The 22385-nt window shown below is 53.6% G+C and carries 20 protein-coding genes and 4 pseudogenes; 14 read left to right on the top strand and 10 right to left on the bottom strand.

Features of this window, described 5'->3' with window-relative positions; all coding sequences use genetic code 11:
* The first annotated feature begins 4 nt into the window (after nt 1-4).
* Genes arsC through CEK60_RS00650 form a run of 3 tightly spaced genes read left to right on the top strand, consistent with a single transcriptional unit; the run spans nt 5 to nt 2471 of the window.
* Nucleotides 5-427 (top strand): arsenate reductase (glutaredoxin), encoded by a 423-nt coding sequence (gene arsC / locus CEK60_RS00660; RefSeq protein ID WP_089037374.1) that lies wholly within the window; start codon nt 5-7, stop codon nt 425-427.
* Nucleotides 414-1142, top strand: a complete 729-nt coding sequence (arsH, locus tag CEK60_RS00655) for an arsenical resistance protein ArsH (RefSeq protein ID WP_089037373.1) — start codon at nt 414-416, stop codon at nt 1140-1142. Before arsC ends, arsH begins: the two co-directional genes overlap by 14 nt.
* A 15-nt stretch (nt 1143-1157) precedes the next feature.
* The gene (locus CEK60_RS00650; protein WP_089037372.1) at nt 1158-2471 is read left to right on the top strand and encodes an arsenic transporter; all 1314 of its coding nucleotides are present in this window, start codon (nt 1158-1160) and stop codon (nt 2469-2471) included.
* A gap of 410 nt (nt 2472-2881) precedes the next feature.
* Here the strand turns inward: CEK60_RS00650 and CEK60_RS22590 are convergent.
* From CEK60_RS22590 to CEK60_RS00640, 3 genes and pseudogenes are all read right to left on the bottom strand, one after another.
* Nucleotides 2882-3071: pseudogene (locus tag CEK60_RS22590) on the bottom strand (ISL3 family transposase); the annotation flags it as partial.
* A 208-nt stretch (nt 3072-3279) separates the two neighbouring features.
* Nucleotides 3280-4188: a DMT family transporter gene (locus CEK60_RS00645; protein WP_089037371.1), complete on the bottom strand. Its 909-nt coding sequence runs from the start codon at nt 4186-4188 to the stop codon at nt 3280-3282.
* Between the two features lie 80 nt (nt 4189-4268).
* Nucleotides 4269-4973 carry an SDR family oxidoreductase gene (locus CEK60_RS00640; RefSeq protein ID WP_089037370.1) on the bottom strand — a complete coding sequence of 235 codons (705 nt, stop codon included), beginning with the start codon at nt 4971-4973 and terminating at the stop codon, nt 4269-4271.
* A gap of 106 nt (nt 4974-5079) precedes the next feature.
* Here CEK60_RS00640 and CEK60_RS00635 point away from each other — a divergent pair, with 106 nt between their 5' ends.
* The gene (locus CEK60_RS00635; RefSeq protein ID WP_089037369.1) at nt 5080-5961 is read left to right on the top strand and encodes a LysR substrate-binding domain-containing protein; all 882 of its coding nucleotides are present in this window, start codon (nt 5080-5082) and stop codon (nt 5959-5961) included.
* A 744-nt stretch (nt 5962-6705) separates the two neighbouring features.
* Here CEK60_RS00635 and CEK60_RS00630 read toward each other — a convergent pair.
* Nucleotides 6706-8718 carry a sensor domain-containing diguanylate cyclase gene (locus CEK60_RS00630; protein ID WP_089037368.1) on the bottom strand — a complete coding sequence of 671 codons (2013 nt, stop codon included), beginning with the start codon at nt 8716-8718 and terminating at the stop codon, nt 6706-6708.
* 276 nt (nt 8719-8994) lie between these two features.
* On the opposite strand from CEK60_RS00630, the gene CEK60_RS22755 reads away from it, so the two are divergent.
* Nucleotides 8995-10290, top strand: coding sequence for a methyl-accepting chemotaxis protein (locus tag CEK60_RS22755; RefSeq protein ID WP_089037367.1), 1296 nt, complete (start codon nt 8995-8997; stop codon nt 10288-10290).
* Between the two features lie 137 nt (nt 10291-10427).
* On the opposite strand, the gene CEK60_RS00620 is transcribed toward CEK60_RS22755, so the two are convergent.
* A complete protein-coding gene (locus tag CEK60_RS00620; protein WP_089037366.1) occupies nt 10428-10694 on the bottom strand; it encodes a hypothetical protein in 267 nt (88 codons plus the stop codon).
* A 495-nt stretch (nt 10695-11189) separates the two neighbouring features.
* On the opposite strand from CEK60_RS00620, the gene CEK60_RS00615 reads away from it, so the two are divergent.
* The 4 genes and pseudogenes from CEK60_RS00615 to CEK60_RS00600 form a co-directional block, all read left to right on the top strand.
* Nucleotides 11190-11549, top strand: coding sequence for an XRE family transcriptional regulator (locus CEK60_RS00615; protein ID WP_089037365.1), 360 nt, complete (start codon nt 11190-11192; stop codon nt 11547-11549).
* Nucleotides 11546-12088 (top strand): RES family NAD+ phosphorylase, encoded by a 543-nt coding sequence (locus CEK60_RS00610; RefSeq protein ID WP_198361438.1) that lies wholly within the window; start codon nt 11546-11548, stop codon nt 12086-12088. The genes CEK60_RS00615 and CEK60_RS00610 overlap by 4 nt, the downstream gene beginning before the upstream one ends.
* Before the next feature lie 256 nt (nt 12089-12344).
* A complete protein-coding gene (locus tag CEK60_RS00605) occupies nt 12345-12566 on the top strand; it encodes a hypothetical protein (protein WP_089037364.1) in 222 nt (73 codons plus the stop codon).
* Nucleotides 12567-12746: 180 nt separating this feature from the next.
* Nucleotides 12747-12884, top strand: a pseudogene (locus tag CEK60_RS00600) (helix-turn-helix domain-containing protein); the annotation flags it as partial.
* 87 nt (nt 12885-12971) lie between these two features.
* Here the strand turns inward: CEK60_RS00600 and CEK60_RS00595 are convergent.
* From CEK60_RS00595 to CEK60_RS00585, 3 genes are read right to left on the bottom strand one after another with little or no spacing between them, the layout of a single operon-like run.
* A complete protein-coding gene (locus tag CEK60_RS00595) occupies nt 12972-14327 on the bottom strand; it encodes a DUF3526 domain-containing protein (RefSeq protein ID WP_089037362.1) in 1356 nt (451 codons plus the stop codon).
* Complete coding sequence (locus CEK60_RS00590) at nt 14324-15754, bottom strand: ABC transporter permease (RefSeq protein ID WP_089037361.1); 1431 nt, start codon at nt 15752-15754, stop codon at nt 14324-14326. Before CEK60_RS00590 ends, CEK60_RS00595 begins: the two co-directional genes overlap by 4 nt.
* Entirely contained in the window at nt 15751-16515 is a 765-nt protein-coding gene (locus CEK60_RS00585) for an ABC transporter ATP-binding protein (protein ID WP_198361437.1), read from the bottom strand. The genes CEK60_RS00590 and CEK60_RS00585 overlap by 4 nt, the downstream gene beginning before the upstream one ends.
* A gap of 341 nt (nt 16516-16856) precedes the next feature.
* On the opposite strand from CEK60_RS00585, the gene CEK60_RS00580 reads away from it, so the two are divergent.
* The gene (locus tag CEK60_RS00580; protein ID WP_089037360.1) at nt 16857-19019 is read left to right on the top strand and encodes a TonB-dependent siderophore receptor; all 2163 of its coding nucleotides are present in this window, start codon (nt 16857-16859) and stop codon (nt 19017-19019) included.
* Between the two features lie 90 nt (nt 19020-19109).
* The gene (locus CEK60_RS22575; protein WP_157697971.1) at nt 19110-19286 is read left to right on the top strand and encodes a hypothetical protein; all 177 of its coding nucleotides are present in this window, start codon (nt 19110-19112) and stop codon (nt 19284-19286) included.
* Between the two features lie 234 nt (nt 19287-19520).
* On the opposite strand, the gene CEK60_RS00570 is transcribed toward CEK60_RS22575, so the two are convergent.
* Both CEK60_RS00570 and vapB read right to left on the bottom strand, forming a co-directional pair.
* Nucleotides 19521-19934, bottom strand: coding sequence for a type II toxin-antitoxin system VapC family toxin (locus CEK60_RS00570; RefSeq protein ID WP_089037358.1), 414 nt, complete (start codon nt 19932-19934; stop codon nt 19521-19523).
* Nucleotides 19931-20161 (bottom strand): type II toxin-antitoxin system VapB family antitoxin, encoded by a 231-nt coding sequence (gene vapB / locus CEK60_RS00565; protein ID WP_089037357.1) that lies wholly within the window; start codon nt 20159-20161, stop codon nt 19931-19933. Before vapB ends, CEK60_RS00570 begins: the two co-directional genes overlap by 4 nt.
* A gap of 252 nt (nt 20162-20413) precedes the next feature.
* Between vapB and CEK60_RS00560 the strand changes: the two genes are divergently transcribed.
* From CEK60_RS00560 to CEK60_RS00540, 3 genes and pseudogenes are all read left to right on the top strand, one after another.
* Complete coding sequence (locus CEK60_RS00560; protein ID WP_089037356.1) at nt 20414-20659, top strand: HU family DNA-binding protein; 246 nt, start codon at nt 20414-20416, stop codon at nt 20657-20659.
* An 18-nt stretch (nt 20660-20677) separates the two neighbouring features.
* Nucleotides 20678-21515, top strand: a pseudogene (locus CEK60_RS22570) (IS3 family transposase); the annotation flags it as partial.
* A gap of 293 nt (nt 21516-21808) precedes the next feature.
* Nucleotides 21809-22385 (top strand): annotated as a pseudogene (locus tag CEK60_RS00540) (IS110 family transposase); the annotation flags it as partial.

Raw genomic sequence — 22385 nt, 5'->3', positions numbered from 1 at the left:
ACACGTGGAAACAACCATTTATCACAACCCAGCATGCGGAACCTCCCGTAATACGCTAGCGATGATCGAAGCATCTGGTGAGGTCCCGTACGTCATTGAATATTTAAAGACGCCACCTAGTCGTGAGCGACTAGTTGAACTGATTTCATTAGTGGGGATTGCGCCAAGAGAGCTACTGCGCCGCAAGGGCACCCCCTACGAAGAACTCAACCTGGATGACCCGGCGCTGAGTGATGATCAACTGATAGATACCATGATGGCGCACCCTATTCTTATCAACCGCCCGATCGTGATAACAGAAAAAGGCGCGCGGCTATGCAGGCCTTCAGAACGCGTGCTCGAGATTTTAGCCCACCCGGTAACGACATTTACCAAAGAAGATGGTGAAGTTGTGCACATCACTGGTGATACCAATGAGCAGTCTTAACTGTGTTGATGAGCTGCCCAACATTGACCCACAAAAGCTTCATCCAATTGATACCAGTGCGCTTACAGGACACGATGCGCCGCACCATCCGCCCAGAGTTCTAGTGCTTTACGGCTCACTGCGCGAGCGCTCTTTTTCGCGCCTGACGTCAGAAGAGGCAGCAAGACTGCTGCGCTGGTATGGCTGCGAGGTACGCACCTTTAATCCTTCGGGTTTGCCGCTCCCCGATGACGCAGAAGCCGATCACCCAAAAGTACAGGAACTGCGCGACCTAGCCCAGTGGTCCGAAGGGATGCTGTGGGTCAGCCCCGAACGGCATGGTGCGATGACGGGCGTAATGAAAACGCAGATAGACTGGATCCCCCTATCGCTGGGCGGCGTTCGGCCAACTCAGGGTAAGACGTTGGCGGTGATGGAAGTGTCTGGCGGCAGTCAAAGCTTCAATGCCGTTAATCAGATGCGGATCCTCGGGCGTTGGATGCGCATGATCACCATCCCTAACCAATCCTCTGTCCCCAAGGCGTTCACCGAATTTGACGATGCAGGACGCATGAAGCCGTCACCGTTCTATATGCGTATTGTCGATGTGTGTGAAGAGCTTGTGAAGTTTACCTGGCTGACGCGGAACAGGTCCGCCTATCTTACCGACCGCTACTCAGAGCGTGTCGAGAGTGCAGAAGAACTCTCGCGCCGCGTTAACCAAAACACTCACTGAGGCTAAAGTCATTTCATGTTGGCACTGGCTATTTTTGTCGCCACTCTGGTTCTGGTGATCTGGCAGCCCAAAGGGTTGGGTATCGGTTGGAGCGCCCTGGGCGGCGCGTTAGTAGCACTATTCGTGGGTGTGGTGCATTTATCCGATATTGCTGTGGTGTGGGATATTGTCTGGGACGCCACGTTTACGTTTGTCGCGCTGATCATTATTTCCCTGATTTTAGACGAGGCAGGTTTTTTCGCCTGGGCCGCGCTACATGTGGCACGCTGGGGTAATGGACGCGGCCATTTGCTTTTCCCTCTGGTCGTAATACTGGGGGCGGTCATTGCCGCCTTTTTCGCCAATGATGGTGCAGCCCTACTTCTGACGCCCATTGTTATCGCAATTCTTCTACGCCTGAATTTTGAGCCGCCTGCAGCGCTGGCCTTTATCATCGCGACCGGGTTTATCGCCGATACCGCCAGCCTGCCATTGGTCATCTCTAACCTCGTTAATATCGTCAGTGCCAACTATTTCGATATTGGCTTTGACCGTTATGCGGCGGTCATGGTCCCGGTGAACCTTGTGTCCATCGTGGCCACTTTGATGGTGCTTTGGATTGCGTTTGGCCGTCGAATACCCAAGCACTATAGCCTCGAGAATCTTGACCTGCCGCGCTCAGCTGTTAAAGATCTGCTGGTATTTCGTGCGGCTTTTCCACTTCTGGGTACGCTGCTGATCGCCTACTTTGTGACTGCGCCGCTAGGCATTCCTATTGCATTTGTAACGGGAGCAGGAGCTATTCTATTGATGGCCATTGCCGGGCGCTGGTGGCAAGCGGGAAGTGGCGCGACTGTCTCCGTAACGGGGGCGCTGCGCGATGCACCTTGGCAAATTGTGCTGTTCTCGATCGGTATGTATCTCATCGTCTACGGACTAGGTAATGCAGGCTTGACTCATTACGGTGCTCTGGTGCTTGAGTGGCTGGCACAACAAGGTGACTTCATAGCGACCATTGGTACGGGGTTCCTTTCGGCCATCGTGGCATCCATCATGAACAACATGCCTTCAACACTGGTGGGTGCACTGGCTATCGATCAGGCAAATGTACCTGCGGTAACGCAGGAGTTGATGATATACGCGAACGTCATTGGTAATGACCTGGGGCCCAAGTTTACCCCGATTGGCAGTCTCGCCACCCTACTCTGGCTGCATGTGCTAGCGGGAAAAGGTTACAAAATTGGCTGGGGCCAGTACATGAAAATAGGTTTGTTAATTACACCACCAGTATTACTTGCCACCCTAGTCGCCTTGGCTTTCTGGCTACCAGTTTTATTACCCTCCGTATAGGCTTACAGTTTGGTAAGTAAGAGAGATCACTCTTTCTCGATAGCCGCCTGCAACCTAGGAGGCACTGGTTCAGGCGGCAGAGGTGTCTAAATAAAGTTGGTAACTAAGCATCTTTATAACCGCCCAAAAATGCGTTCAAACCTAAAATAAAAGAGGCAACCGGATTAAGTGGTTGATAGAGGTCCTTGCTCACCCGAGCCTTTAACTTCCTCAGAAGACTGATAGATGAACACCGAAGCTCTTCTCGGGCTCGGGGAAACAGTGCTGTAGGTTATGGTGGCCAGAGATTTATTAGTCTGCGGTGATCTACTCAGTGCTTGGTGATATAGAACATCCTGATTCGCATCACCTCAAACGAATAGCCTCGTTCATCGCGCCCAACAGCTGTACTACGGCGAACCACTTAGAGTGGTGACTCGTTTACTATGTATGGGCAGGTCACAATACGTGACACCTCGCCTACCGAATTTGACAAGCTCTCTCTACTCCGCATTCCTCGCAGGCCACAGGGCCTGGAGCTTCAACCTGAAAGTGGAGATCATGCTGGTGCCCAGAACGTGATATTCGGCAAGTGGAGTTGTTGTCGGGCCTACTGCTCATGCATTGCTCTCTTTGTGGTGACCAAGCGCTATCAGAGCCGGAAGAGTCCGGCTCACTCACTCAGCCTGGGCTAGTTCTCGTTCTATCTATAAGATGAGGCGGCAGTTCCAGCACTTCGCTTACGGAGTGGAAGAATGTTGGGCCTGATGCTTGTCCTCATGGACACGCTAATGCTATCAGAAGCAGCAAAAGCCGCCCCGAAATCAGTCTACTCCTCAGCTTGGTGCTGAACGGGAGCAGATGTGGTACTGCGCTTCCCCGTCTGGATCAGCAACACGCCCCCGAGGATCAGTGCCAGCGCAAGGATGGCGGCACCGGTGATTTCCTCGCCGACCGCAACGCCAATAATCACGGCCACCACCGGGGCGATGTAAGTCGCACCAGATGCCTGCACGGAACCGAGTTTTTCGATGATGAAGTAATAGCTGAAAAAGGCCCCGCCGGTACCTAGCACACCTAGGCCAAGAACCGCTCCCAAGAGTGCGCGCGAGTCCGTCGTTATTGCAGCCATGCCGTCAAAGTCGGTCAGTATCACTAGGGTCATAAGCGCAAGTCCCGTCTGCCAGGTCGCCAATGCCAGCGGGGGCAGTTTCAGCGGCGACAGAAACCGCTGTGCATAGACGAATGACACCCCGAGACTCAGCGTCCCGGCCAGCATCCAAAAGACCCCGGTCAGCGCCACGCCATCAGAGCCCTCCCAGGGCTGGGCGCTCAGTGCAATACCGATGAAGCCCAGGGCAACGCCAGCCGCCATCTGTGCGGTCGGGCGATCCTGACGCAGGAACAGGAAGGCACAAATGAAGGTGAAGATAGGGATCGAACCGCTCAGGAGCCCGGCGATACTCGATGGCAGCAGGGCGGTACCGGCCACGAAGCCGTAGTAGTAGAACGTCGTCGCCATCACCGACATGACCGCGAAGTGCGGCAGATGGCGCAACTGACCACGCGTCATGGCCCTGGCTCGCCAGGCCACCAGGGCAAGGGGAAGGAAGCCGAACAGCACACGCAGAAATACCGTCTGCATGGGTGAGATTAGGTCGGTGGCCCACTTCATGAAGATGAAGTTCGAGCCCCAGATGATGCCGAGCGCGGCGAGCACAGCATAGGCACGCAACATGGCGTATCTCCTTCGGGAAAAGTGCAACGAGCGCCTTCCCGGAGGAAAGGCGGCTCGTTGTGACGGGAGGACAGGCGTCGTCAGATGGATCGGGTCACGCCGCCATCGACGCGAAGGCTCTGGCCAGTGACGTAGCCTGCGCCGTCCGACAGCAGAAAGGCCACGGTGTCTGCGATTTCGTCGACGGTCCCATAGCGGCCCATCGGCACGCTGTCGCGCCGCTCGTCGACCTCGGGAAGGCTGTCGATCCAGCCGGGCAGGACGTTGTTCATGCGCACGTTCTTCGCCGCATAGGCATCCGCGAAGAGCTTGGTGAAGCTAGCAAGGCCTGCCCGGAACACCACCGAGGTCGGAAATACGCTGGATGGCTCTAAAGCCCAGGTGGTTGAGATCTTGACGATGGTGCCACCACCCTGCGCCTCCATGATCGGCGCGACCAGACGGGTCGGACGCACGGCACTCAGGAAATAGACGTCCATGCCTTCGTGCCAGTCCTTGTCGGGGATGTCGAGGACCGGTGCGCGTGGGCCATGGCCGGCGGAATTGACCAGAGCGTCGATTCGCCCCCATGACGCCATCGTCATATCCACGACCCGTTTCACGTCATCGAGTGACTGGTTCGAGCCGGTGACACCGACCCCGCCCAGTTCGTTGGCCAGGGCTTCGCCCTTGCCCGACGAGGAAAGGATGGCGATACGATAGCCTTCTTGAGCCAGTTTGCGTGCGGTAGCGGCACCCATGCCGGAACCACCGCCCATGATAAGAGCCACTTTTTCTTCAGCCATGACAACCTCCTTTGGTCAGGTTCTGGAGGTATTGTGTCAAGTGACAGCCGAAGTTTCGCGTGATAAATAAACGTGTAAGACTGTAGAAAAACTATAGGCCAACGCCATGACGCCATCCCGCCGCAAGCTCCCTCCTCTCAATGCCCTGCGTGCTTTCGAGGTCTCAGGCCGCCGACTGAGTTTCCGGGCCGCCGCCGAGGAGTTGGGCGTCACTCAAGGTGCCGTTGCGCAGCAGGTGCGCGCGCTGGAAGAACATCTGGGCCAGGCCCTGTTCCAGCGCCTACCTCGTGGCCTCGCGCTGACGCCACAGGGCGCGTCCTACCTGACGGACGTGACCCGCGCCTTCGATACGCTCGGGGACGCCACCGGACGACTCCTGAATCGACCGGACACTGTCACGATCAGTGTTACGCCGACCTTCGCCGCGAAGCTGCTGATCCCTCGTCTAGCCGAGCTGAACGCCGCTCTACCCGGCGTGGAATTGCGCACGGTCGCCACCGAGGCGCTCTCCGATTTTGAGCGCGACCAGGTGGACATCGCAGTGCGGCTAACCCGCCCTCCGTTCCCATCCGGACTGGATACTGAGCTGCTGTTCCACCAGGAGCTGGTCGCGGTCGCTAGCCCCCATCTGGTCAAAGAATTACCGCCTCCCCTCTCTACCGAACGGCTTAGGGAGCTTCCGCTCTTGCATGACGCGCACGATCACTGGCCGATGTTTCTGCGTGCCGACGGCAAGCTGCCCGGTGCGGTATTCAACCAGACGACACTAGCCCTGGATGCAGCCCTGGCTGGCCAGGGGGTGGCCTTGGCATGCCGAGCGTTTGTGGCGGGGGATCTTAAGACTGGGCGTCTAATTCAGGTCACGGACGAGGCCATGATTAAAGAGCCCAGCTATTTCCTAGTCCGCAAGCGGTCACCCCTGCATCTCGATCCGAAAAATGCGGTATGGGACTGGTGCATGGCTCAGCTCGCGCTCCGTGTCGATTAGCAGTGCTAGATGCAGCCTTTTCGGTGGCCTTACTGTTAACAGTTGGGGAAACCTTCAAAATAAGTTATCAACCAGAAAGACCTCGTGAGACTTGCCGTATATCTGACATTGCAGCTTGTTGGGCAGCCAGCTAATCTGGGAGATCCGGGCGTTCCTGGTATGTCTATGATAATTACTACAGACCATCCACATTTCTGTCAGGCCACTACTTTCAAATAGCGTCTCAATCACTTTTATCGGTACCTGTTGGGAGAAAGAGTACGGCGACACTACAGCTCTCTCCCGCGCCAGTGGCAACTACTCGGAAGATACTGGAGTTGTTGCCGGTGTTAAACTAATGTGCTGGCGACTCTGGTTATGGGTAATTTCAAACGTCACTAAATGGTGATGTTTTTTATTATTTTGTAAATTTTCAGCAGCTACCATACATATTGAGTATCGCAACAGTGTTAACGCCCAGCTAGCTGAGCGCGCTGCCTACGATCACTGAAGGCACCACGACGCTTGGCACAACGGATGGCGTGTGTGCTCCCCCGACAACACCTGGAATAGTGCTCACCCACCCTCTGCTTCACCTTTCGGGCTGTTTAAAGCATGTGGGTGCTAACGCGCGGTTATGCTATACAGCACTCTAACAAACTCCTTACTTGCCATTAGGTGGTGAGGTGTTTTAATAGCTGAGAAGAGCCAATAGCCCCCTGTATCGTGAGCACACATTTTTGAAGATCAGAATGTTTCTCAAACCTACATACTGTCACTCACTACTTTATTGCGGCCCCCATGTTTAGCTTGATAGCTAGCAGCATCAGCACGATCAAGAACAGCTTCTATTGTTTCATCACTTGCTTGGAAGTGGCTTACTCCGATGCTAGCAGTAACGCACCAACGCTGATCTTCGAATTCTACCGAACAAGAGGCAATTCTTGACCGCAGTGTCTCAGCGATGGTTACTGCACGAGCAAAGGTGCAGCCATTTAACAGTACAGCAAACTCATCTCCCCCCTGCCGTGCCACATGATCACTGCTGCGAACCACACTCTGAATAGTTTCTGCGACCTGTTGCAGCATAAGATCGCCTACAGAGTGCCCGCCATTATCATTGATAGGTTTAAAGTGGTCGAGATCGAAAAGAAAAACAGCAGTAGGCTTGCCCGTTGTCTTCCACTGAAATAGCGCCTCTTCCAGGTGTCGTGTCAATCCCCGACGATTAAGGAGTCCGGTTAATGGATCATGTTCCGCTTCCCAGCGTTTCTGGGCATAATCTTGCTGGTGTTGAGTGACATCACGTACCGTCCCGACAATGCCGATAAATCCCCCTTCTACATGGATTGCGGCTGTATGGACATCAAGCCAATAGAGCTCTTTACCAGCCCCCTGAAAACGAAACTGCCGTGTAAAATTACTTTGATTAGACAGGCTTTCGAGCCACGCATCCCGAATGTCATGTTGATCGTCATCAGTGTGGATTCGCTCACTCCATGCAAATAAGTCGTGAGGTACGTCGGCACCCAGAAGTTGATATAGCGCATCATTAATAAAGGTTAATTTTCCTTGCTTATCTGTGATAAACATTCCCTGAGGAGTTACAGCGAGCGTTGCGCGTAATTCTGCTTTTCGTTCAGCCAAGTTGCGTAAGTTAGTTTGACGAGCGGATTCCGTCTCGTTAATCACATCGATTACCCTACGGAGTTCAGACATACGCGTCGGGATATCCACTAACGACCGTCGTTCGGCTTGAAGCTCACGGACCTGTTTAGCGAGTTGAGATAGTGGGCGTAGCGCAAGCCAAATTCCACCTCCTACAAGGGGAAAGATAAGTATCAGCCCTCCCCAGGCATAGGAAGAAATTTTCTCCATCCCGGCAATAAGCGGAGCCTCAGCCTGGGCTTGTGGTAGGTGTACACCCACGATCCAGTTGGCTGGCCAGACTTGGCGATATGCGACTAGCTGACGCTCTCCAGATAGCGAATTCTCGACACTTTCTCCTTCCCAGCCAATGAGAGCCTGCTCAAGGATTGGCGAAATATTTTTAGGAAGAGTAACAATGGCTTCCTGTTGATGAGGTGCATAAATCCGCTGTCTGGAAGCAGCAGTAATAGTGACATAACCATCATCGCCTAGACGCAGGCTATCGAAGTTTTTGAAAAGTCGACTTTCCTTGATATTGACCAAACCACCTAAAAATCCGGTGTAGCTGCCCTCTGCATCATATAAAGGAGTTAACATCAAAATCAGAGGGGATCCAGTGATGCGGCCGATGAGGGGTTCACTAATATGTGGCGTCTTGAAAGCCTGCATAAAGCGCGCATAGTCACGGTCGGCAAGAACAGCTCCCTTGCGTCCGCCATCGACAGGCCACTCATCAACGATTTGGCTCTGAAGGTCGAATAAAATCAACGCTTCGAAAAGATTTCCCCAGATATGTGCATGCTGCGCGTTTAGGGCACCCTCTATAGGCATAGAAATGCCCTGAGCTAAACGGCCAAGCTCAGTCAATCTCTCATTAACTTGTAAAGTGATGGTATTACTAATGAGTTCGGCTTCGTAACGCAGATGCTGGTGATTAGTCTCATTAACTAGAAGCCGTCCCGCTTGCCAACCGGATGTTAGCAGTATTACGCACAATAAACCCCATAACGCAGCGGCTCCTAGCAGCAAGCGCCCCCGGAGAGTAGTAAAAGAGAACATTACAAACTTCTTTAAAAAACTCCCGAAGCGCGAGTAGATATAGCGTTTATTTTGTGGTGATAGCGACATTGGGTTTATTTATTCATGAATAAAGTGGGCGTTAATTTTTAAGATACTAGTGGAATATTGTTGATTTTTCTGCGTTTACCAGCTTTTTCCTGATTGCCTGAAGCTTTCAACTATAACCTGTTCGTACCGAGTAATCACACGCACTTTCCGTTTGCTCACTGAAACTGGCAGGCACCCAGCTCTAGGCTCCCTCGATAGTGGGCTTTTAGAATAATTTTCAGCAGTAATATTATAAACTGCGCAACCATACTCCACTGATAACAGCATGAGATTCCTATGAAAAACCTCCTGACGTTGTTACTAACGAGCGCATCAACGGTCGCAAGGACTCCTTTGGAACAAGCACTTTCTCAGAATATGGCCTGCATCTCATTCAAGCCCAATGGCACTGTCATCGATGCAAGTCCGATTTTTCTAGATATTATGGGATACAGTCTGTCCGATGTGGTTGGCAGTCATCACCAGATTTTCTGTCCACCAGGCGTCTCTGAAACCAAACAATACCGATATTTCTGGGATGCGCTAATACGGGGAGAGCATCAGTCAGGCACCTTTCGCCGCATCAATCGTTATGGTGAAGATGTGTGGATTGAAGCCACCTACATGCCAGTCATTTATCCCCGCGATGGGCGGGTCACTAAAATAGTTAAAATCGCCAATGATGTGACAAAGAAACAGACAGCTCATCTGGCGGCGCAGGCCACCGTCAATGCTCTGAGCAGGTCGATGGCGATCATTGAATTCAAACCAGATGGAACTATCATCCAGGCCAACAGTAACTTTCTGGCCGCTACTGGATATGATCACGACCAGATAAAGGGGCAGCACCACCGAATCTTCTGTCACGCTGATTACGCCAGCAGCACCGAATATCATGACTTCTGGAACAGCCTATCTGCTGGAGAATACCGGCAAGGAAAGTATGAGAGGATCGACGCCTACAGGAATACCTTGTGGCTTGAAGCTACATACAACCCCGTTCTCGACCCCGAAGGGCACGTTATCCGCGTGGTTAAGTTCGCTACAGACGTGACCCGCGATGAGGAAATCGCGAAGGCTACCCACCAAGCGGTAGTCTCGGCCCAAGCAACCGCCGTTCAGACAAAGCAGATCGCGACAGTCGGCTTAGAGCAACTTCACGACATTATAAAGGAGTGCCAGGACTCAGTCGCTGAGATGGTGCAGGCGCGCGAGTACTCTGCCGATTTAGTCAACCATGCAAAAAATATCGGATCACTTTCTCAAGACATTTCGCAAATTGCCGAACATACCAAACTGCTTTCTTTAAATGCATCCATCGAGGCAGCTCACGCAGGAGAGCAAGGCAAGGGCTTTGCTGTGGTCGCTCACGAGGTGCGTCAGTTAGCATATCGCTCGGGGGAAGCCGCCACACGCATTGCTGCTGTGTTAGCAGAGCACCGCGCAATGGTCATGGAGACCAGTGCCAGCATGGAGAGCGCGACTGCAAAAAGCGGACAGATCCAACAGCATATACTGGACATCGAAAAAATCGTCCAAGACATCCATATCGGTGCCCAAAATGTAATGACAAGTGTTGAACGCTTGTCATGAGGAAAGTAGGCGCTGGGTGAGCTATTTACAAAGGCAGCTTTTCAGATGGTATATGCGTGTGGGGAGTTCTTTACAGAGGCACCAGTGCCAATAGCAAATATTGAGCTGTTCGTGGGACATAGCCTCCTGATGACATATCAGCGGGTAATAGAGAACGATTTTGCGCCATGTCGAATTGCAAAGGCATTTTCTGAATTAGGTGTTTCTATGACTTCCGAAGGAGTAGTTCTAGAAGTGTATTCGGCACCGGCCTGGGTAAAGCTTGAACTATTACCGATCACAAAGGCACCAGTAGCATTTAGCGTATTGTCACTACCAAAAGCGCCCGAGCGGTTATCTGAAACAGTATTAGCATAGCCAATGCTAATGTTCTTCTGGCCAGAAGCAGTTGCCTCAGTGCCCATATCATAGCATTAGTATTGTGTGCTGATGCGCCTGATCCGATTGCAATGGCCCCTTGAGCAGGGGCGTTATCAAACCTAGTCTCTTGTGGATCATCAAACCCAGAGAGGAAGAAAATCCCGCCCCCTGACGTTTGACAGAGACATGACCAAAGATCGTTGTCTGCGTCAGTCGTAAAACAATTGTTGACGCTGGAATCACCCGCTAACGGAGTCATAGACCCTTTCGGCCTTTTGGGGTTTCCAATAAACTATTCTTTCATGGGTAAGCCCCTTCCCCTTCAAAACCATTCCATTGATCGGTTCCATTTGGCCTTTTAGGCCTGTTCCTTTTCCTCAATACAGCTAGCAGGGGATTCAATAGCCTTCCTCACCACATAGTTTCAGCTGTAGCGAGTAAGGTCGACTGGCGATGCACCACATGCTCTTCAATAGCTTTGACGAAATCTAACCTGCCACATAGAATGGCATATATATGCGTCAATTTAGGTGACAAAAATGAGCATCAAAATTAAAGACGTCGTGGACCATGAGGGCTTTATCATGGCAGAAGCCCTCTTGAATGAGCTGCATATCACTAAGCGTGAGTTCGCTCACGCGATCGGTCTGAGTCATAGCGCTATTATCCGCAAGGACCGTCTTCATGCAGTCTCCACGCAACAGCGCCTACGCCAAACTATGGAGATCCTCAAGCGAATCGAACCGTGGGCTGGATCGATCAGTGGGGCATGGTCATGGTACCGCACTTACCCGATCCCCCCTCTTGGAGACCTCACGGCAGAAGAATTGGTCAGCCATGGTCGTGCTGATGATGTCCGAGCTTATATCTCTCACATTGCAGAGGGAGGCTATGCGTGAGTCTGCTGAAACTGGGGTTTCAGTACAAAGGGATCGTCTATCGTGGCCACAATCCTAGATGGCAACATGCGCCTGAATCCGGGGAGGGCGCGGCTAGGAATGGGGGGCGTTGGAACCCAATTGGCCTCCCCGCTTTGTACACCAGTGAGCGTTTTGAAACCGCCTGGCTTGAGGCTCAGCAAGGCTTCCCATTCAAGACCCAACCACTGACGCTTTGTACCTACAATGTTGATTGCGGCCCCCTACTAGATCTTTGTGATCCAGCAATTCAAGAGCGAGTGCGCCCTAATCCGAAGGAGTGGATGCACGAAGCCTGGCTGGACAAGAAGCTTCGACGCGAGCCAGTAATTGCTTGGGAGATCGCCACGCAGCTGATTGAAGAGGGTTTCACCGGCGTTCGCGTGCCATCTCAAGCAAAGGGAGCAACCCATCGTGACATTAACATCGTATTCTGGAAGTGGTCACAAAAAGTGCCTACCAAAGTTCGGGTGATAGATGATGAAGAACGGTTGCCAAGTGAACCAGCGAACACTCCTTAAATATCTTAGCCAATACTTGAGAGGTATTAGTACTCATTCGGCCATGCCATCTTTCCCAAAATGCATAAAATAATCAAATAAAACTTTGATATCATCGTCTGACGGGGGAAGGATCTATCTCTATGCGCTTAATGGGCAGCTTGTCAAAGCCAAAGTCCAGGTACCTGACGTGGAGAGACGGCGTCACCTAAAGATGTATCATTAATAGCTAGTTGCTACGCTCTATTGGTGACGCACCTGTTAATTGGAGGCATTGATGACCTATAAAAAAGCTAATCCCAGGAGTGAAATACATGAGCCCATTCAAGTGATTGGTGTTTCAGGTCAATCAGTTATAATTGGAAAGCCTGAGGCGAAAGCTTCCGTATTTCAAGATCCTGTGTTTTTGCTAGCGGCACGACGTCAGGCCCATGAAAAAGCGGTCAAGGTCATCATGGAGCATCGAAAAGAGCTTTTGCGCACTTACAATGCTTTTTAATGTTCTAGCGGCTACTTCGCAGGCACCACGCTTGATTTCCTCTGGCAACTCGTACTTGCAGAACATTAAAAGCTAACCGCCTACTCTTCCTATCAGGAACCTGTCGACAGCAAGAGCAATAAACCGCTTGGCCGCAGAAACTGAGTGCAACACCTGAGCATTTCGTTAAGGTGTTGTTCCATGTCTTACCTCGAACTCAGTATTGAAGAACGTGCCAGCATCCAAGTGGGTCAAGCCCAAGGGATGAGCCTTCTGCATATTGCCCAGCTCCTGGGGCGAGCTCCTTCAACCATCTCTCGTGAAATACTCCGTAACCAAGCCTTGACCTGAATCGCTGAGCTTCCAAAAAGTAGGAATGAGAATGGCACCGAAGTGCCGTTCTCATGTTCGATATGCCGAGCAGTATCAATTCGATCTAAGTCGCCCTATACGCCACCATCCCCATCCGGCAAGCAGCCAGCACACCAGCAACAAGACCAGTACATTCGCACCAAGCCATTGTGCCTCATGCGTCAGCGGCTTAAATGCAGGCCGATGCTGGAAGTCTGCCGTGGAGAACGGCCGATCGTTAAACATATAGGGGTAATAGAACTCGCGGATTTGTCGATGGAAATCCGCAATGCGATCCTGGTAGGCCAACTGCGCCGGCAGATCGGTATGGGCAGTTCGGTGCAGTGCCGCTTGCACGCCCACACCAGGTAGCAACCAACCCAAACGATCGCTCCACGTCTGGCGGGCCAGTAGTCCCGTCCGATAGGCCCGTGCCTGATCTGCAACGCTCTCATCCCCAAGTTGATGGAAGGCGAAATACCACTTCCAATGGAAACCCGCTGGCAGCGGCGCTGTGTCTTTCCACTCAGGATGGCTGGCAAGGAAGCGCTGCATCGTCTCTTCACGTGGGACTTCCCAGGCACCATGCACCGCCTGACGTTGCGCTAGCATCAGGTCCACGCCCTGCGTCACCGGAATGGCGCGCACCAATCCTACATTTGCCAATGCTGGCAGTACCAGCGTCAGGATGGCCCATACGCCCATCAGCGCAGTGGCGTTGGCCACCGAACGCCACTCCCGGTTGGCGACCAGCAGCGCAAGCCCTACCCAGAAGGCCAGATAGCTGGATGCCACCACCAGCGTGATACCCACCGAGAGCGCGGCCGTGCCAGCCACCGCCGCGCCAACCAACACCGGTATGAGCAGGCAGGTAAACAGCAGTGCATAGCGCAGCAACACACGCCGCCGCCACATGATGCCGCCATCAGGCAGCGAGAGCAGCAGTCGCAAGCGCCCTGACTGGCGTTCGCCCGAGACCAGATCATGCAATAAGGCAATGACAAAAATCGGAGCCAGATAGATCAGCACAAAGGCAAAATCGAATTTGCCCGCCAGTGTCAATTCGGGGTTGAAGATTTCACCCTCATGGAGTTGCGCCTGCAAGCCCAGAGCGCGCACGCGCAGCACATAGGGCGCGGCGTCACGCAGGCCCAGCGCCAGGAACGCCGCATCGGATGGTGCATCCCATGTGTTATAGAAGGTGTAATAGGCCAGACTACCTGCATCACCACCTTCTGGATATTGCGCTGCCACGGCAGCTACATCCTGCTCGTGCAGTGGGGCCAGTCGGGCAATAGTCTGCTGTTGGCGCTCGACTTCATGCAGACCCGACCATACCGCTACGCTGGTCATCACTAGCAACAACAGCAGCGCGACCATCGAAAGGCGCGAACGTAGCAACAGGCGGCATTCGTAAGTGAGCCAACTCATCGCGCAACCTTCCTCAAACGCCCGCCTTGTACCCAAACCAGTCCTGACAGTATTGTCAGCCACAACAGCAAGATGCCGCTTGCCGACAGGGTGCGCTGCAGTGTCTGCGTTGTAGATTCAGGTTGAAACTGGAATGGCAGGAAGGTTTGCCAATGGCTGTGGGCAATGCGGTTTTCATTGTTGGGATTGGTATCGTCGGTATAAGTCAATTCTTCCGCCTGCAAACGATTCAGTCGTTGAATCAAATCGTAGCGATAGGCTTCACCTTGTTCCAGAAAGCGTCGGAAATTGTCTAGGTCGGTGCCCGCCGCCGTCATCGATAAACGCCGCAGGGCGAGCGAAGGGCTAAGCCAGCCAAAGTGGTCGACCCTCTGATTCTGCCGTGCCTGTAGATCAAGGGCCGCCGCTGCATAACGGTTGAATAATTGACTGGACTGGCGCTCGCCCTCCATGCCCACCAGCCCCTTGAAGTTGACGGGCAGGTCTTCGATGCGCGAGACGCCGTATTCCTGCAGCACCTTGTCGCGGAACGCAGCAAATTTCGGATCATCGGGATTGTGGGCATCGCCCAGCGCCAGGTACTCACGCTCAACATGGATTTCGTTCTCGAAACGGGTGGGCAACTCGATGGCGCTGTTCACCACATCAGGCACCCAGCGTGGCAGTAGGATCACCAGCACAGCCCACACCGCTAGCAGTACCAGCAAAGCATCGCAGCCGCGTGCGAATAGGCTGGAGGCCAGCACCACCATCAACGACCACAGCAACAGCCAGCCTGCATAGCCGATGGTCAGTAGCAGTGCGAGCGCCCAGGGTGCCTGGCCAATCGTGCCAATCAATGCAAGCGCGAGCATTGCCGGCATCAATACCAGTCCTGCAAAACCGCTCAGTGCCAGCAGCTTGCCCAACACGATCTGGCGGCTCCCCACACCTTGAGCCAGCAGCACGCGCAAGGTGCCGGTCTCACGCTCGCGGGCGACACCCGCGTGCCCCACGAAGATCAGCAGTAGCGGTGCCAGCACCTGCAAGACAAAAGCCGGTGTCAATTGTCCGAAACGCAACAGCAATGAGGACTGCCGCACATCGCCGAAGTTGGCACTGTTCTGACGATGTGCTTCCAAAAACAGGGTGTTGCCAGTGTAGGCATCAATACCAGGGTCAAAGGATGCCAAAGTACTAAGTGGTCGGAACAGGAAATGCCCATAGTGCGCGACACGATGCGGATGGCGATCCGGCTGCGCCTCGAACTCATCAGTGGCCTGTGCCTGATAACGAGCACGTTCGGCATTGGCATTGCGCTGATGCTCCCAAGCGCTCAGCGCGGCCACCAGCATCAGCATGGTCAGCAACAGCAAGCCAAATAGGACCACCTTGTCACGAAACAAAGATCGCCATTCCTCGCGGGCGATACGCGTAACCCCACTCATGCTGTTCGCTCCGCCTGTCTCGCATAGCGGCGGTGCAAGGCACGTACATCAAAGCGGTCTTCTCCTGTGGCAGCTACTTCTTCGACCAGACGCCCCGCATCTAGAAAGCCGATACGATCTGCTACATCTGCAGCGCTGAGCAAGTCATGCGTCACCATCAAGATGGTGACACCCTGTTCGCTCAGCAGCCCCAGCAGACGATTGAACTCGGTAGTGGCCTGTGGATCCAGGCCAGAGGTTGGTTCATCCAGCAATAGTGCAGGCACCTGACGGGCCAGCGCCAGGGCGATAGCGACTTTCTGGCGCATCCCCTTGGAGAAGCCGCCCACACGACGATCAAGCGCGGCAGCATCTAAGCCTGCCGCCATCAGCGCATTGTCGATGACAGATTGACGCTCTTTCTGGCCAGCAAGATCGAGCAGATAGGCGACGTTCTCGCGTGCGCTCAGATGCTCGTACAGTGCGACGTTCTCGGGAATATAGGCAATATGACGACGCGCCTCAGCGGGCTGCGCGATGGGATCAATGCCATGCACACGGACGCTGCCGGAACGCGGTGCCAGGAAGCCCAGGAACAGGCTCAGCGTGGTGGACTTGCCCGCGCCGTTGGCCCCAAGCAAGGCATAGGTTTCGCCTGCACGGATGTGCAAATCCAGTTGTTGCAAGATGGTTTTGCTGCCGTAGCCGGTGATGACTGCGCTTGCATCCAGTACATAACGGTGATCTTCAACGGTAGTGGCAGTGTTACGTTGGGTACTCAAAAATCCAGACCTTTTTATCAATGATGGGGGAGCGCAAGCAAGCGCTGATGGTGTGGCAAGGCACCCTCGGTTCAGCCTCTGGTCACTGCGAGAACTCGGATAGATCACCGAACACATGCTGTTGATTCGTGGCGCTGGGCAAAACATCACGCAGCAAAACCGACCCTCGGACTTCGTCACGCTTATTGCAACTTTGTTGCAATTAATAATACCAATGTTATATCGTAACATATAAAAATGCACCATCTCAGTGCGCCGTGCTCAGCCTCCTGTCCTCCGATCACAGCGGTGCCCGCGCCGTCAGACGGTGCCCTCACTCACTCATCAAAAGAAAGGTTGACATGAAGGCTCATGAACGCATTGCTCCTATCTGGCGCAAAACGCTGCTCGCAGGACTTGTTTCAAGCATTACTGGCTCACCTGCCTATGCTCAGAACAGCGGCCAGAACAACATCCTGGAACTTGATACGGTCACGGTCGCTGCACCACCGTTGAACAATGCATTCGAGGTCAATGCTGGTGCTTTCGGTGCCAAGGACACGATGGAAGTGCCGCTGGCTATTCAGAGTTACGGAGCTCAAGCCATCTCCGACACGTCGGCGCGCACGGTGCGCGATGTGTTGGCGATTGATCCGTCGGTCCTGACCTCCAACTATGGCGGCGGCTTTGACAACTTCCGCCTGCGCGGCTTCGCGATGGATAACTTCAACACAATCCGTCGCGATGGCATGGCACTGGCGCCGCATTACGACGTACCGCTGGAGCTAGTCGAACGCGTGGATGTGCTCAAGGGGCCATCGGGTTTTCTGTACGGTTTCAACTCTCCCGGCGGCACGATCAACTACATCCCCAAGCGCCCCACACGTGACCCGTTCACCAACCTGACGCTGCAAGGCTCGTCGTTGCAGGGGCGCTACATAGCGGTGGATACCAGTAATTCACTGGCCGATGGTGCAGTGGGCTACCGTTTGAATGCTGGCTACGAGAATATCGGCAACTTCAACCATTTCGGTGATCTAGAACGCAAGTTTGCTGGCCTGGCCACCGACTTTAGAATCAGTGATCGTGCACTGCTGCAATTTAATGCGGACTGGAGCTGGAAGAGCGCCATGTCAGATCCGCTGCTGCGTACGGATCAAAGCGGCCGCGCCGACCCTCTGGACCCATCCAGCTATGTGTTGCCGCCCGAGTTCGATCGCCGTGACGCGCTGTCGCCTTCGTGGTACCGGCATGTGACTGAGGCTCACAACCTTGAAGCCAAGTTCGACTACACCTTGAACGACAACTGGACATCCGTCACCCAGGCCAACTATTCGCGGGCCGAGCGCCATGGCGGCTACGTTGATCTATTCAATATCCAGCCCAATGGCGACATCGGCTATGCCGACCTGTACCAGTCGCGCGGTGAAGTATTCACCACTTGGTCGATGCAATCCTACCTAGCAGGCGAGTTCGCTACGGGAAGTCTCTATCACGACCTGTTTGTCGGTGCGTCATATCGCCAGTTCCGAGACAAGAGTCCGTATTGGGACTTCGTGGAAAGCGCCAGCGGCATCAGCGTCGGCGACATCTCAGTGGGCAACATCCGTAATCCGATGCAGCCTCCGCGTTGGGACTTCGGCCCTGAACAAGAGATCGACTTCAATTCTCGTATCAAGGAAAGCTCGCTCTTCGCCAGTGACCTGATTACGTTGAACGACCAGTTCCAGGTGCTGCTGGGTGGGCGCTACATCTGGTACAAGGCGGACAACCTGTCGGCCGATGCACTTCCCCAGGACAAGAACGTCTTCGCGCCCACTGGCGCGCTGATCTACCGTCCCAACGACAGCGTGATGACTTATTTCAGCTATTCGCGCGGCTTCGAGAAGGGTGACTACGCTCCCTACAACGCCAACAATGCGAATCAGCCGACCAATGCCATCGAGTCCGAGCAGTACGAGATCGGTTTAAAGGCGGACATCAACCAGAATATCAATCTGGGTGTAGCGCTGTTCGATATCGAGCGTGATGCCAGCTATCTCAACACGGCCAATACTTTTGTCAGTAACGGGCGTTTTCATCATCGTGGCATCGAGTTCAATGCCACGGCACGTGTCACGTCAGGGTTGACCGTTTTGGGCAACCTGGCCTATCTGGATGCCAAACTGGAGGACGTCACCGATGCCACGACACTCGGCAAGCGCAGCGAAGGTACGCCACGCTGGAAAGGTGCCCTGGGCGCACGCTATGACTTCGCCCAGGTGCCGGGCCTGTCAGTGGATACGATGCTCAGCTACGCAGGCAGCCGTCCGGTTGATGCGCAAAACAGTGGCTTCATTCCCTGCTATTCACTCTGGGATGCAGGCGTAAGCTACGAAACCGAGCTGGGCAACACGCCGACAACCTTCCGTCTGCATGCCAGGAATCTGACCGACAGGTATTACTACGCCGGGGTCTATTACAGCGGAGGTCTGGAAGTGGGCCGTGGTCGTGAAATGTTTCTGTCTGCCAAGTTCAGCTTTTGAGGCGTGGCCCTACGTATGAAAGCTTAAGTAATATGCCGGAATGATCCCCACAAGGTTTAGCCCCTCTCGGCATATCACCGTCTGGATTGGGTGCATCGCAATCCTGTTGGGGCCATTTTTATCGGCGCTGGTCATGTCACCATGACCAGCGCCCAATCGCCAGGATACTGGCACGAACTATGCTCTGGTGGTGGTATCGCCATGGTATTCATGGCGGATGCTGACTTCCAAATTGGTAAGCCTGCGACAGCCTTATATGGTCCGTGAGGCTTACAGACCTTCCAGTGCTTCCGCGATATATCCACATGCGGATTGCTCACTCAAAAATTCTAGTATTTTGCCTGTATCATCACTCAGTAATTCCACTCCCCGGCGACCCGTGCCGATCTCTATGGCCCAATTCGCCTCGTGGGGTACTGCTACTACATGGCTGTACTTCTGGTACCGTTCTCTTAGCTTTGCTGACATAGGTCCCATTGTGCTCTCCTTACTTTTCACTTGTTAATGAACCCAATCTTCGTTAACCAAGCCTTTAACACGGCCAAATTCACGAACGTTGTTTGTCACCAGCGTACAACCAGATGCAATTGCGTGACCTGCTATCGCAGTGGCGTTGGGCCCAATGGGCGTGCCAGCACCGGCCAGATCACGCATTATCTCCACTGTCGCATCCACTGCCAACTGATCCCACTGCAACACGCTATCAAGTCGCTTCACAAACTCATCGATCAACATCTTATGCTTTGGTGATGCCCTCTTGCCGACTTGGCCGTATCGCATCTCAGCGTAGGTAACAGCAGAAACGACTATTCGATTGCCCTTCTCAACCTCTGGGGACAAGCGCTGGATCACCGAGGCTAGATGCCCTCGCATGCTGAATGAGCAGATACAAGTATCGAGCATGCAGGTAGTCATAGATGAAACCTGCCTTCATCGCCCATGGCAGTCGGCCGTTCTTGCAGAAAGTCGTCGTCAGCCTTCGGCAGGTCATGCAGCGACGTCCAGGAGGGCTGTGCAGGCCGAAGCGTGATCACATCACCCTTCCTTGTGATTTCCAGCTCCCCAATCTCCTCATAGGCCATGTCCGCAGGTAGCCGGACTGCCTGATTCTTGCCATTCTTGAATATTGACACGGTACGCATTCTTCCACCTCACGCATATGCCCTGTAGCAGCCACACCATGCATATGCATGATTTCATGAGCTATCAGGCTCCAGCATGCCCGTTCCGCACAGCAGGCCCCCTCCTACAGTGGCTCGACCCAAGCTTAGATCGATAACCACGGCTATTCTCGAAAAATTAAACACGGTTACAGATCGTTGTCCCATCTCGTACCCACCGATATATTGTTCACTGGGTGGCTCAAAAATTAAGTCAAATGAAGGACTGGGCTCATGAACAAAAAAGAGCTTGTAGACCACATTGCTGTTTCAGCAGATGTTTCTAAAGCTAAAGCAACCAGGGTCTCGGACGCTTTCATCGAGGCTGTAATAACCACGATGGCCAATGGTGGCAAGCTTTTATTAATTGGCTTTGGCACCTTAGAAACTCGTCAACGCGATGCACGTATTGGTCGTAACCCGCGGACAGGACAGGTGAAACGCCCCAGGTTTCATAGACACCTCCAGGCCTTATACTAAAGGTATCTAGGAGGGACCATGAGCCATCCCCGCTACACTGAAGAGTTCAAAATCAAAGCCGTCATAGAGCGCGGCCGAGGTCGCTGAGCGGCTAGGCGTGTCAGGTCACAGCCTGTACAACTGGACCAAGCGCTACGATAAGCCGGTAGAACAACGACAAGAAGATGATGATCTCCAAGCTGAAAACCGTCGTTTGAAGGCAGAACTCAAACGCATATCAGAAGAGCGAGATATATTAAAAAAGGCCACCGCGTACTTCGCCAGGGAGTCCGGCTGAGGTACGCGTTTATTCAACATAATGCGAGCCAATATTCGGTACGTTGCTTGTGCCAGATGATGGAAGTTCATCCCAGCGGTTACTAAGCATGGTGTAAAAAAGCGCTCTCTAATCGAGCTCGGGAAGATGAGCGCCTGCTGGGATTGATCAAGTACTCCTGGCTTGAAAGCGGCGGTGTATATGGCTATCGCGAGGTCTACCAGGACTTGCATGAAGCTGGCGAAGCTTACGGGAAGCACCGTTTAGCGCGTCTTATGAGTAGGAAGGTTTACGCTCTCAGACGGGCTATCGACGATGCCCTGGCGGCTTATGGCGGTGGAAAACCGACTATTGCATTCCCTAACCATTTAGGCCGCCAGTTTTAAGTAACAGCGCCAAATATTGCTTGGGTGACGTACATCACGTACATCCGCACTTACGAAGTGCTGGCTTTACTTAGCGGTAGTTATCGTCCTGTTTTCTCGTCAAGTGGTTGGCTGGTCGATGAAGTCTCGCATGACCACGGAGTTGGTACTGGATGCTTTGTTATCAGCAGTCTGGCGACGCAAGCTACAAGGAGCGGTGATGATGCATTCGGATAGTAAGACTACAAGGTGCCAGGTGTTTCTGGGTTGATCAGGCACTTATAGTAATCGATCTATTCTGAAGACCTGGTGCCGTGAGGGCTCCCGGGGCTCCTGACCCACACTCCGTTCAACCCGGGTAGTGTGTCTTTTCCTGGACCTGTCGGTGACCCGGGAGCACTGGCGGCGAGGTTTCGCCTCGTCGAAGCATGTGACTCAAGAAGGGCCTGACAGCCTGTCTCATTACTGTCTTGTCCAGGCTATCGAACTCGGTGAAGCCATCCTGAATCAATAGCTTGGAGATCCACTATGAGTCAGCAACCCAGTGATCGCTCAGTCATTATCGGCGGTGTTGATACCCACAAAGAGCTGCATGTAGCCGCCGTCTTGGATGTCCATGACCGTGTGCTTGGCACAGACAGCTTTCCGGCATGGCTACAAGACTATGCTGACCTGGATGCGCTCCTTCGGCGATCTCAGCCGGGTGGGAATCGAATGCACCGGCACCTATGGAGCTGGCCTGCTGCGCTACTTACAGCGCGCAGGCATCACTATATTGGAAGTCACGACACTCAATAAGACCGTACGGCGCAAGCGCGGCAAGGATGACGCAATCGATGCAGAGAATGCCGCTCATGCGGCCTATGCGGGTATTCGCACTGTCACCCCGAAGACACGTGTCGGAATGATCGAGTCCTTACGTGTCCGGAAGGTTTGCCGAAAAACTGCGGTCGCGGCTCGCCGTGTGGCCCTCCAGATGATCCAGACTCAAGTGGTCTCGGCACCAGGGGAGCTGCGCGATCTGTCGAGGAACATGGCGCGAATACAGTTGCTTCGGGCGCTGGCGGCATGGCGTCCCGATTTGAACGGGTACCGGGATGTCACG

It is taken from the genome of Halomonas sp. N3-2A (assembly GCF_002216165.1).
Classification (GTDB): Bacteria; Pseudomonadota; Gammaproteobacteria; order Pseudomonadales; family Halomonadaceae; genus Vreelandella.
This window is presented reverse-complemented; position numbering and strand designations above follow the sequence as displayed.